General features: G+C 31.9%; 6 protein-coding genes and 1 pseudogene. All 7 read left to right on the plus strand.

All coding sequences use genetic code 11. The features are described 5' to 3' along the window. A pseudogene (locus GKF99_RS07140) lies at positions 1–77 on the plus strand (elongation factor Tu); the annotation flags it as partial. 672 nt (positions 78–749) lie between these two features. Continuing rightward, entirely contained in the window at positions 750–7,712 is a 6,963-nt protein-coding gene (locus GKF99_RS07145) for an SHIRT domain-containing protein (protein WP_154273009.1), read from the plus strand. Between the two features lie 435 nt (positions 7,713–8,147). Beyond that, the gene (locus GKF99_RS08645) at positions 8,148–8,762 is read left to right on the plus strand and encodes a MucBP domain-containing protein (protein WP_347233080.1); all 615 of its coding nucleotides are present in this window, start codon (positions 8,148–8,150) and stop codon (positions 8,760–8,762) included. A gap of 46 nt (positions 8,763–8,808) precedes the next feature. After that, positions 8,809–9,408 (plus strand): class C sortase, encoded by a 600-nt coding sequence (locus GKF99_RS07175; protein WP_154273010.1) that lies wholly within the window; start codon positions 8,809–8,811, stop codon positions 9,406–9,408. 260 nt (positions 9,409–9,668) lie between these two features. Then, entirely contained in the window at positions 9,669–10,001 is a 333-nt protein-coding gene (locus tag GKF99_RS07180; RefSeq protein WP_241673587.1) for a hypothetical protein, read from the plus strand. 73 nt (positions 10,002–10,074) lie between these two features. Next, positions 10,075–12,414 carry a hypothetical protein gene (locus tag GKF99_RS07185; RefSeq protein ID WP_154273011.1) on the plus strand — a complete coding sequence of 780 codons (2,340 nt, stop codon included), beginning with the start codon at positions 10,075–10,077 and terminating at the stop codon, positions 12,412–12,414. Beyond that, complete coding sequence (locus GKF99_RS07190; protein WP_154273012.1) at positions 12,407–13,225, plus strand: ABC transporter ATP-binding protein; 819 nt, start codon at positions 12,407–12,409, stop codon at positions 13,223–13,225. The genes GKF99_RS07185 and GKF99_RS07190 overlap by 8 nt, the downstream gene beginning before the upstream one ends. Positions 13,226–13,247: the final 22 nt, after the last annotated feature.

Genomic DNA, 13,247 nt, shown 5'->3' on the forward strand with positions numbered 1-13,247 from the left:
AAGAAGGATTAAGATTTGCCATCAGAGAAGGCGGAAGAACAGTAGGAGCTGGCGTTGTTTCTAAAATTATAGAATAATTAATATACTAAGACTATTTAGCTCTCACTTAGGTGAGGGCTTTTTTATTGCAAATTTTAAGAATAAATTTGGAAAATAAAAATCAAAAATCTTTGCGAAATTATAGTTTATAAATTAACGAATAAACCCAAAAAAGAAAGATAGATAGTATAAAAGTACTAAAATGAGATATAATCTAATTTAAAAAATTAAACTTCTATTATGTAAAAATTACTTCATCCAATAAACATCAATTATAATTACATTATAAATATATATCCCGTAAACATATCAATTTTCGAGCAAATGTGATATAATAATAAACAAAAATAGGGGAATTTTATCTGAAAAGATAACGTTTTATATAAGAGTTGATTTTTACAAATTCACTCAATATAAAATTAGGGTTCACCTGCTATTCTCTAAGTAGTTAATTGCTTGTTAGTTATTATGTTGAATGTAAATTATTTCAACAATAACTATTGATTCTAGCTGGTAGATCATGTTTTAAATACCCATGTTATGCCATGTTAGACTTTGAAAAGATTTGAAAAGAAAGGAGGAAATATGAAATAGAAACACAAGCACTTTGGAAAAATTTTGTTGTTAGTATTATTAGCTGTCGCTTTTATCGTTTTTTCTGGTATAAAGCCAATCTATGCTAACATACTATTTGAAAAAAAGCAGGAAATATGAAAGAGAAACATAAGCACTTTGGAAAAATTTTGTTTTCAGTATTATTAGCTGTCGCTTTTATTGTTTTTGCTGGTATAAAGCCAATCTATGCTAACATACTAAGTCCAAAACAAGGAATCAATGAGTATCATTTCTATAATGACACAATAGAAAACAAAGATTCAGCTAAAGAAATACAAAAACAAATCATTCTTAATGGAAAAACATTATCTGATCCTGGCCATGTATTTAAAGACAAAGATAAAGTCTTTTTAAAATGGCAAGATGAAGAAGGTAACGAAATTAAATTTGATACGCCAATAGAGATTAAAGGTAACGACAAAAAAATAATTAAAGTTTACCCAGTTTTCAAAAGTCAAGTAGTAATAACCTACTATATAGTTGGCGATAAAAATGATAGAGTTTATATGACTGACACCATCAGTGATGCTGATTCTTATAAACTACCAGAAGATCCTACAATTTATGATGCTAATAAATACTTCGTAAATTGGTCAACATCAAAAGATGGAAAATCTGTCCCTTATGATGAGGAGTCATTGAAAAAAGATATTGCAGATGGAAAAACTGACATTAAACTCTATGCGATTACAGAGCTTAAATACAAGGCAACATTTATAACAGGAGACGGCGCAAGCTTCCAAGAACAAATACTTGCAGACGATGGTAGCCATCTTGAAAAAATGCCAGAAGCTCCTACAAGAGAAGGCTATGAATTTAGCCATTGGTCTTTGAAAAAAGATGGAGATCCTGTTGACCTTAATACTTTAGAATTAAGCAAAGACATTACTGTGTATGCTGTATGGAAACCAGTTGTAGTTGACTATAAATTTAAGGTTATGACCCAAAATATTGACGATGACGGCTACACCTTCCTTGGAATAATATCAGCAAGAGGACTTAATGGAGAAAAAACAAGCCTACCATTTAAAGGAAGTGAAAATCCAGATCCTAAGGTAGCCCCAACTGGTCCAATAGTTGAAGATATTAGTAAGCTATCAAAAAAAGATGGCCGCTTTAGCGATGGCTACAATAGTAAAGACGAAAACGGACAAATGGATCACACCTATACTAATCCTCAAACCCTAGATTATGAAGGTTTCCATTTAAACGAAGAAAAAACAAAACAAGCTTTTGAAACAATAAAAGCTGATGGCAGTACAGTTGTACCTGTCTATATGGATAGAAATGTTCATACTATATGGGTCTATAAAAATGCAAATAAAATTAGTTATTATCAACCTAATTGGGTTAATGCTACAGATGAAAATGGAAATATCCACGTAGATTTGCGTTACGGTCAAAGTTCTGAAACATGGTTTGACAAGCTAAATAAAGATTATATTTATTACATGGATAAAAGGATAGGATCTTTCTATACAAGAGCACCGGCAATGGGTGATAAAGATATTTATATGTATAGAGTTTATGCTAAGGGTACAAAATACCAACTACGCTTTGTTGAATGGGATCCAAGTAAATTTAATGCAAGTATAAACGGATCAGATCTTGCAACCTTGAAATCTACCCTTGGTACCATGAAAGAAATTGGTAAAAGAGTAAGCTTCCAAAACTCTGAGTGGTACTACGGAGGCAATTCTAGAGTCCATGAGCCATACCCAGGAATGACTCAACTAAATCCAACATTTACTTGGGTAGATAAAACTGACCATGTAGATGACATAGAAGGATTTGAGCCTAAAACTGGAGATATGTCACGTGATGGTTTGCAATCAGTAAATGTAAATAATCCAGCCTTTAGAGATTATATGTTTGCCGCAGGTAAAGGTCAACAAGCTTATCAAAACTACACAGGAACACCATATATAGAAGATGGCACTTATGTAGGTTTCTTATTCTACGAACGCAAAACTTATAATATAAATTATTACTCTGGAAGTAAAAAATTAGATTCAAAACCATACAAATATGAAGCTGATACAAGCGATTTTGGACTTGATTATGTAAAAGGAGAAACTACAAATTCTAAAGGTCAAGTATTCCAAGGTTGGTATGATGACTCAGAATTTAACGTAGAACACAAACATGAAGCTGGAGCAAAAATGCCTGCTCATAACATTACAGTCTACGCAAAATGGGATTCTCGTAAATACGAAGTAACCTTCCACACCAACCAAGATGACTATAAAAAAGATATAGAAAAAATAAGTGAAATTCCTGAAGATGACACTCTTTATGATGGACAATATAACGGTGGAAAAGTCAGCGAAGAGAATTTCCCTAAACCAATTCAACCAAAAGACGCAACAGAATTTTTAGGTTGGTATGAGAAAAATAAAAATGGTAGATTTGTAAAAGCAAATCTTCACAAACAAATTAAAAATAATGATACTCACTTATATGCTAAGTGGAAATATGCTTATTTAGAATTAAAATACGATTTGAACTTAGAAGCTAATGACGAAGTCGAAGGAAAAGCTCCAATAGATTCAAGCTCTTATATCACTGATGCCAAAGCACAAGTTCAAGATATTGGAAATGTAAAAGTAAATGGTGGCAAAAAAGTTTTCGTAGGTTGGAGTGAAACAAAAGATGGTTCTAGCGGACTAATTAAACCAAGTGAAACTGTCCTAATGGATAAAAATAAAACTCTTTACGCTCAATGGAAAGAAATAAAAGATTCATCACTTACAAAGGTAACATATGATCCAAACGGTGGTAAAGGTAATCAATATACAGTTAATGAAATAGTTGTAGAAGACTTCCATAAAGTCCTAGACAATGATAAAGATGAAAATCTTAAATACAGCCGTGAAGGATATGCCTTTAAAGGCTGGAGCAGAGATAAAAACGCAACAAAGCCTGAATTCCAAGCAGACGAAGAGGTCAATGTCAACAAACTAGAAGAAGATAAAAATAATTATATCTATGCTATCTGGGCTCCTATCATCAATTACACAACTGATGGTAATGGACAAGTTAAGGAAAGCGAAAACTTTGTAGATAAAACAAAAGAAGAAGTTGAACTTAAATCAAATCCAAAGGGCACAGAAACAAAAGCAAATGAAGGATATAAATTTAGCCACTGGACAGCTGATAAAGAAATCACATTAAAAGATGGAACAAAAATTGCTGCTGGAGAAAAAATTACTGAAGAACAATTAAAACAAGCAGTAATCACAGAACCTCTTACATTTAAAGCTAATTTTGTAAAAGATGAATTTAAAGTAACACACGAATTTAAAGTTGCCGAAGATTCTCCAGTAAAAGAAATGCCAGCTGATGTTAAAAAAGCTGTCGATGCTCAACTTCCAGCTGATAAAACAGCTAAAGATGGAGAAACTGTAACACCAACTGAGCCAGAAAAAACAAAAGTAGCAGATAAAGAAAATGATGGAACATGGACATTCGAAGGCTACAAAGATCAAAATCCAGATACAGAAGCAGTAGATGCAAAAGTAAATGGAAAAGATATAAAATTCGAAGGCGAATGGAAATTCACACCAAACAAACACAAAGTAACATACGAATATGTAAGTGGAACAGAAGGTAAAGAATTACCAGAAGCATTAAAAAATAAAGCACCAAAAGAAGTAACTGGAAAAGTCAAAGGTGATACAGTAACATCACCAGTTCCAACAGGCGATGAAGCTGCATTTAGAGATGACGCAAACAAGGGAACTTGGAAATTCAAATCATACGATAAGAATGAAGTAGAAATCACTAACCAAGACGAAAAAGTCACAGGAACATGGGAATTCACCCCAGATACAGAACCAGGAAAATACAACGTAACACACGAATTTAAAGTTGCAGAAGATTCTCCAGTGAAAGAAATGCCAGCTGATGTAAAATCAGCAGTTGATAGCCAACTTCCAGAAAATAAAACAGCAGAAGATGGCAAAACAACAACCCCAGGAGAATTAAAAGATCCAAAAGACGTAGAAGACAAAACAAATGACGGAGTTTGGAAATTTGAAGGCTTCAAAGATCAAGATAAAACTACAGATGAAGTAGATGCAAAAGTAAATGGAGCAGATGTAACATTCGAAGGCGCATGGAAATTCACACCAAACGAACATAAAGTAACTTACAAGTTTGAAAGTGAAGATCCAACAAAACCTCTTCCTGATGAAGTGAAAAATCTACTTCCAAATCCAGAAAAAGGAAAGGTTAAGGGTGATAAAGTAACACCAACAAAACCTGTTCCAGAATCAATCACAACTAAAGATGGAGTATGGACCTTTGTTAAGTATGACAAAGAAAGTGAAACTGTTGATAATAAAGATCTTGTATTTACAGGAACTTGGAAATTCTCTCCAAAACCTGATCCTGTAACCTACAATGTAAACCATCAGTTTAAGTCAGCAACAGAAGGAAAAGACCTTCCACAATCAGTAAAAGATCAACTTCCTGATCAACAAACAGGCAAAGAAGATGGAAGCGTTGTTAAACCAACAGCTCCAACACAAACAGAAGTAAAAGATACAGAAAACGATGGAACATGGACATTCGAAGGCTACAAAGACCTAGATACAACTACTGATGACGTAGATGCTAAGGTTGACGGTGCTGATGTAATGTTTGAAGGAACATGGAAATTCAAACCAAACGAACACAAAGTAACATACGAATATGTAAGTGGAACAGAAGGTAAAGAATTACCAGAAGCATTAAAAAATAAAGCACCAAAAGAAGTAACTGGAAAAGTCAAAGGTGATACAGTAACATCCCCAATTCCAACAGGCGATGACGCTGAATACAGAGATGATGCAAACAAGGGAACTTGGAAATTCAAATCATACGACAAAGATTCAGTAGAAATCACTAACAAAGACGAAAACGTAAAAGGAATATGGGAATTCACACCAGATCCAGAACCAGGAAAATACAACGTTACACACAAATTTGTAAGTAAAGATCCAAACAAAGAACTTCCACAAGCAGTAAAAGATTTAACACCAGCTCAACAAACTGGTAAGAAAGACGGTAGCACTGTAACTCCTACTGCTCCGGAACAAACAACAGTAAAAGATACAGAAAACGATGGAACATGGACATTCGAAGGCTTCAAAGATCAAAATCCAGATACAAAAGATGTTGATGCAAAAGTAAACGGAGCCGATGTAACATTCGAAGGCGAATGGAAATTCACACCAAACAAACACAACGTAACATACGAATACGAAAGTGGAACAAAAGGTGTAGAATTACCAGCCGAATTAAAAGCAAAAGCACCAGAAAAAGTAACTGGAAAAGTAAAAGGTGAAAAAGTAACATCCCCAGTTCCAACTGGAAAAGACGCTGAATACAGAGATGAAACAAACAAGGGAACTTGGAAATTCAAATCATACGACAAAGATTCAGTAACAATTTCTAACCAAGACGAAACTGTCACAGGAACATGGGAATTCACCCCAGATGTAGTTACAGAATACGTAGACGAAGATGGTAAGACTATTGCTCCTAAGCAAGATGGTACACAACCTAATAAAGACATTGAAGGATATGAATTTGTAAAAACTGAAAAAGATGATAAGGGAAATACAAAACATATCTACAAAAAGAAAACTACTCCTGCACCAGCTGTAGTTACAGAATATGTCGATGAAGATGGTAAGACTATTGCTCCTAAGGAAAATGGTAAACAACCTAATAAAGACATTGAAGGATATGAATTTGTAGAAACAAAAACTGATGAAAAAGGAAATACAAAACATATCTACAAGAAAGTAAAACCAACTCCAGAAGTAGTTACAGAATACGTTGATGAAGATGGTAATACTATTTCTGATAAGGAAAATGGAACAAAAGACAAAAAAGATATCAAAGGATATGAATTTGTAAAAACTGAAAAAGATGATAAGGGAAATACAAAACATATCTACAAAAAGAAGACTACTCCTACACCAGAAGTAGTAACAGAATTTGTCGATGAAGATGGTAAGACTATTGCTCCTAAGGAAAATGGAACACAACCTAATAAAGACATTGAAGGATATGAATTTGTAAAAACTGAAAAAGATGATAAGGGAAATACAAAACATATCTACAAAAAGAAAACTACTCCTAGTCCAACTGTAGAAACAAGATATGTAGACACAGAAGGTAATCAAATACTAGCTGATAAAGCGGGTACCCATGATCCATCAACTATAGAAGGATATCAATTAGTAAGAACAGACAAAGACGAAAATGGTAATACAATCCATGTTTATAAAAAAATCGCACCTGCTCCAAAAGTTGAGACAAGATATGTTGATGAAAATGGAAATCAACTACTTCCTCCAAAAGAAGGAGAACAAGGTTCAGTAGCTATAGATGGTTACAAATATATAAGAACAAGTAAAGATAATGATGGTAACACCATTCACACTTACAGCAAAACTCCTTTTGAAGGTGTAGAAACAAGATATGTAGACACAGAAGGTAATCAAATACTAGCTGACAAAACTGGTACCCATGATCCATCAACTATAGAAGGATATCAATTAGTAAGAACAGACAAAGACGAAAATGGTAATACGATCCATGTTTATAAAAAAATCGCACCTGCTCCAAAAGTTGAAACTAGATATGTTGATGTAAATGGAAATCAATTACTTCTTCCAAAAGAAGGAACACAAGCTCAAGAAACTATAGAAGGCTACGAATTTGTAAAAACCGAAACTGATGAAAAGGGTAATACAAAACACATCTACAAGAAGAAAGCTACTACTCCTACTACAGATGTAGTAACAGAATACGTGGATGAAAATGGTAAAACTATTGCTCCTAAGGAAAATGGTAAACAACCTAATAAAGACATTGATGGCTACGAATTTGTAAAAACCGAAACTGATGAAAAAGGTAATACAAAACACATCTACAAGAAGAAAGCTACTACTCCTACTACAGATGTAGTAACTGAATTCGTTGATCAAGAAGGAAATACAATTTCTCCTAAGGAAAATGGTAAACAACCTAATAAAGACATTGAAGGATATGAATTTGTATAAACTAAAACTGATGAAAAAGGTAATACAAAACATATCTACAAGAAGAAAACTACTACTCCTACTACAGATGTAGTAACTGAATTCGTTGATCAAGAAGGAAATACAATTTCTCCTAAGGAAAATGGTAAACAACCTAATAAAGACATTGAAGGATATGAATTTGTAGAAACTAAAACTGATGAAAAAGGTAATACAAAACATATCTACAAGAAGAAAACTACTACTCCTACTACAGATGTAGTAACTGAATTCGTTGATCAAGAAGGAAATACAATTTCTCCTAAAGAAAATGGTAAACAACCTAATAAAGACATTGAAGGATATGAATTTGTAGAAACTAAAACTGATGAAAAAGGCAATACAAAACACATCTACAAGAAAGTCACACCACCTACAGATGTAGTTACTGAATATGTAGACGAAGATGGTAAGACTATTGCTGATAAGGAAAATGGAAAAAAAGACAAAAAAGACATTCCTGGATATGAATTTGTAGAAACAAAAACTGATGAAAAAGGCAATACAAAGCATATATACAAGAAAGTCACACCACCTACAGATGTAGTTACTGAATATGTAGACGAAGATGGTAAGACTATTGCTGATAAGGAAAATGGAAAAAAAGACAAAAAAGACATTCCTGGATATGAATTTGTAGAAACAAAAACTGATGAAAAAGGCAATACAAAGCATATATACAAGAAAGTCACACCACCTACAGATGTAGTTACTGAATATGTAGACGAAGATGGTAAGACTATTGCTGATAAGGAAAATGGAAAAAAAGACAAAAAAGACATTCCTGGATATGAATTTGTAGAAACAAAAACTGATGAAAAAGGCAATACAAAACACATCTACAAGAAGAAAACTAATACTCGCCCTATAACTCAAGGCAATAATACAATAAATTCAAGCTCTCCAAATAAAAAAGGCACTCTAGTAAATACTGGGGACGGAGTTAATGCATCAACATATGAAATAATAATGTTAGCTATTGGAGGAGCTTTGACAGGAATTGGTATTAGAAAAAAGAAGAAAGAGGCTTAGAGTATTGAAGAAATCAGGCTTTCTGATTAGTTTAGGAGGAGTGCTAATGATTATTTCATTAGCACTTCTTTTTATAAACTTTAACAGATTAGAATCCAAAAAAAACAGTGCTATAAATTTGGAAAATGAATTTCAAAATAATAACACAAAAAATGAAAAAAACAAATTAAGTAAAGAAATAAAAAAAGAAAAAACAAAAAATGAAACAGGCGATAAAATTACTGATGAAAAGGCTATAGGAGTGCTCAGAGTAGATGATATAAAACTAATTTTGCCTATTTATATGAATACTTCAAGAAAAGCATTATCAAATGGATGTGGAATTGTCACAGATACAGACATGCCATCAAATAAAAATAATACAATGACTGTTTTAGCAGCTCATAGAGGTGGTAGAAACGAAGATTTTACATTTAAAAAAATAAATGAACTAAAGGATGGTTCTGTAATTAAAATTACAACAAAGACTCAAATTTTGTATTACGAAGTATATGGATACGAAATTATAGAACCAGATGATTGGAGTAGATTTATTAAAGAAGAAGATAAATCAAAGTTGTATTTAATGTCTTGTCATCCATATCCATACGATTCTCAGCGATTACTAATTAAATCTAAATTAGTAAAAAGCGTTTCAAATGATTAAGTTTATTTACTAACTACTATTTGTTTATTTAAGCGATAAATAATTGCGAAAAGTCTTCTGCACTAAACAGTGTGGAAGATTTTTTTGCATTAAATGAGGAAATTATTTCTTTTAAAATAAATTAACATAAAAAAATAGAGAAGAATTAAAAAATACTTGAGAAAAAGTTTATTTAAAATTAAAAAATCATAAAATGTGATTGGAAATAAAAAATAATGGGTAGAAAGTATATGAGGAGGATTATAATAACGGAGGAAATTATGAAAAATTTGAAAAAAATATTATTTACAATAATACTTATGTGCTTAACAATAAGTCCAACTTTAAAAGAAAACGTTTCATTAGCTGGTAGCGGAGTAAAACCTGCGGAACCAACAGTCGTTTATCAAAAGGAATATGGGCAAAATTATACTTTTCCAAAAGGAAAAGCGCCTAATTCTGTAATGTATGGAGAATCATCAATTACTGGATATAAAGGGATGCTATATAGAAGAAGAAAAATAACAGTAGACGTTACTAATAATAAAGAAACTTGGTACTATAGTGGAACTGTTTATCACTGCACTGGTGGTTCAATTTGTCCATTCCAATAAAATAAGATAAAAAATCAAGGTAACTAATATTTAATTAAAAATCCTCCTCATTACATATTTGAAAGGAGACAATATGTTTGAACTGAAAAAACTTTACAAGTCGTTAATCTTTCCTGTTGTAGTTATTATTTTTTGTGTGTATTCTTTTGTAACATTAAACAGCATAAAATATGAATATACTAATCAAGATTATGCATATCTTATACAAACTAGGAATACTTTTGAAAATACAATGATGGAGTCATTTGCAATCTCCAAATCTTCTGAAAACAAAGAGGAACAGCAGAAATATTTGGATTTTAGCAAGATGAATTTTAATTCTTTGCAGTACATAAAACCTTTGGAATACGATGTGAGTATGTTGATGGAAGAGACAAAAACTGCAAAGTATTCCTCAAAGACAGAGCATAATTTCTACAATGAATTATTGAGCCAATATGATGAGATAGAATCGTTCAAACAAAAAAACAACTTAAACAAGTTGTCTAATAATGAAATGTTTAGAGAATTGGATCCTTATTTTAATTTGGTTCGTGATGAAATTAACAGATATGGATTCTACACAACTACCAACAATTTTAGTTTTTTCAAATCTTTTGGTTTCCTGATGGAAAATGTCATGAATGATATTTTCTTGTGTGTGGTTTTTCTGATAGCTGTATTTGCTAATGAGATGAATTTCAAAAGTCTAAAATTAGACACTATTTCAGTTAGTTCCAAAAAATTAGTGTATGCAAGGCTTGTAAAGTATGTCGTATTTTTTGCGGTTGTAATCTTATCCATGATTGTGGGCAACATTATTTACTCTGCAGTCAATGGATTTCCAATGGGAAGCGCGAACGATATGATATTGAAAACTGTAACAAACCTAAAGACTAATTCACTTATAACAATGAATGTAAACTCAATGGTACTTGCTTTAAAATACATAGGGACGGGGTTTTTAATTTACAGCATTGCGATGATTTTGTATGAGATTTTCAGAAGGTACATGAAACAAAGTCTATCAATTATAGCTGTTTTATCGATTTACTGGATAATTTCATTGCTATCTAGAAAATATGATCTATCGTTTAGTTTAAATAGTTTTCATAATCTTGGTAATGTTTCAATAGCTGTTCCAATTGTATTAGCGTTATTGATTGTATGTTTAATACTAATTAACAATAACAGATACAAGTTGATTTATTATAATTTTTCTAAAACATACTCCGAAATCGATATCAAAAATATCTTGCAATTGGATTTTGCTAAAATTATGAGAAGCAAATTATATAAGTATTTTTGTTTACTAACTGTAGTGGTAGTTGTGTTATTCTGCTTCAATACGATAAAATTCAAAAACATAAAATCAAAAGATGATTTGCAGACCATAGACATCAGTATTGATGTTGCAAAGATTAACGTAAAGAACAATCCAAAAGACAAAGGTGATAAGCAAGAACTAATTAAATTGGAAAATTTCAAAAAATCTTATGTTAACAGAGCTGACAATCCAGCAGAATATTACAGTAATATGCTACTTTACCTGAATACTAAAAGGGGATCAGTTGAAGAAGGAATAGATCCCAGTACTTCTCGCTCTAATGAGAACAGGGTGAATTATTTTATTGATAACCACTTAAAGCCCGATTCAAGTTATGAACTTGTTAGCAATGAGATTGAACAAAGTTTATTATCTAATAAAAAACTAAGCTTGTATAAAACAAAACAACATGATCCTACTGAACAAAAAGGACTTATAGGAAATGTTATATCTATGTATGAAAATGGGATTATTCCAGCCTTTACGTTGATTATTTGTTTGGTGTTTACTCTTGAGTTTAAAAAGGAAAGGTCCAATGGAACTTTGAAGTTGGCTTTTGTTAATGAATGGAAAGAAGATGTCTGGAAATCAAAGCAGATTAATTCGTTTGTATTATCTGTCGGAATGTATATTGTGATTTTGGCAATTAGTATGATAATTGGATTATTTAACGGAGGACTTGGTGAGAAGTTGTATCCAGTGTTTTGCTACGATTACAGTTATAATGGTGTAGTAGAGGGTGTGTTCAGGGCATCCAGTGGTTTCATCTTGCCAATGATTTTGATAAATGTTTTGATAATTTTACTTGTGGTTAGTTTTTCAAATATGATGACTACATTCATCAAGAATGAAACTGTGAATATAATTGCTACAACTTTCTTGATTGTTTTGGGAATACTTATTAGCTATTTTGGAACTTTGGGTAAGTTTTTCCTATTGAATCCATTTAGTTCGTTAGATAGTTTGATGATATTAAAAGGCGGATACAATTATTTGAATGAGTTTAGTTTTTCTAATCCGATATATAATGTGATAATGATTGTATTTTATATTATATTGTTTAATTTGATATCAATGAAAAAAATGAAGGGGGATATTAATGCTTGAGATTAAAGGTCTGAACAAATCTTACGGTGAAAACGAAGTGTTAAAGGATTTGAATTTGAAATTAGATAAACCTGGTATTTACGCGTTAGTTGGACCAAATGGTATTGGTAAGACTACTCTGATGGATATAATTTCTGATTTGACGAAGTACGATTCAGGTGAGATTAAGGTTAATGATATAGATAATAAAAATCCGGAGATTTTCAAGTATTTATCCTATGCAAGAAGCTTGGATATGCTGTATGATAACTTGACAGGGTTGGATCATTTTATTTTCGCAAAGAACTCACGTCATGTTTCTGATGAAAAGTTTGAAGAGGTGTTGAATATTTTTAAGGTTCATAATTTTATGAAGAGAAAAGTTAGCACTTATTCTCTGGGTCAAAAACAAAAAACTTTGTTGACATATTTTTTCATGGGGGATTATGATATCTACATTATGGACGAGCCTGTAACTGGATTGGATCCTACTAGCGTTATTTTGCTTAGAAATTATCTTCTGAAATTAAAAGATGATGGCAAGATAGTTGTGTTGTCATCTCATACTTTGTCAGAAGTGGATAAGTTAACAGACGATGTAATGTTTCTGGTGGATAAAAAAATAGCGTTTGAGAATTTGTCTGAGATTTCAAAGGAACAATACAAGGTTGTAACATCCGATAGTGAAAACCAAAGGGTCGTCAATATTGTGGCTAAGAATGATTTGGACGATTCTTTGAAGAAATTTATGGCCGATGGTTTAATCATCGATTCGATTGAAAAATCAGATTATACTACAGAGGACAGATATATTGAATTGTACACAAAATAATTTGATTTTTTGACAAATAAAT

The organism is Finegoldia sp. BIOML-A2, assembly GCF_009678315.1.
GTDB classification, from domain to species: domain Bacteria; phylum Bacillota; class Clostridia; order Tissierellales; family Peptoniphilaceae; genus Finegoldia; species Finegoldia magna.

What these genes read in the sequence shown, in the direction of transcription:
- GKF99_RS07145 (WP_154273009.1), top strand. Translation starts at nt 750, where the DNA reads ATGAAAGAGAAACATAAGCACTTTGGAAAAATTTTGTTTTCAGTATTA.
- GKF99_RS07180 (WP_241673587.1), top strand. Translation starts at nt 9,669, where the DNA reads ATGAAAAATTTGAAAAAAATATTATTTACAATAATACTTATGTGCTTA.
- GKF99_RS07190 (WP_154273012.1), top strand. Translation starts at nt 12,407, where the DNA reads ATGCTTGAGATTAAAGGTCTGAACAAATCTTACGGTGAAAACGAAGTG.
- GKF99_RS07175 (WP_154273010.1), top strand. Translation starts at nt 8,809, where the DNA reads ATGATTATTTCATTAGCACTTCTTTTTATAAACTTTAACAGATTAGAA.
- GKF99_RS07185 (WP_154273011.1), top strand. Translation starts at nt 10,075, where the DNA reads ATGTTTGAACTGAAAAAACTTTACAAGTCGTTAATCTTTCCTGTTGTA.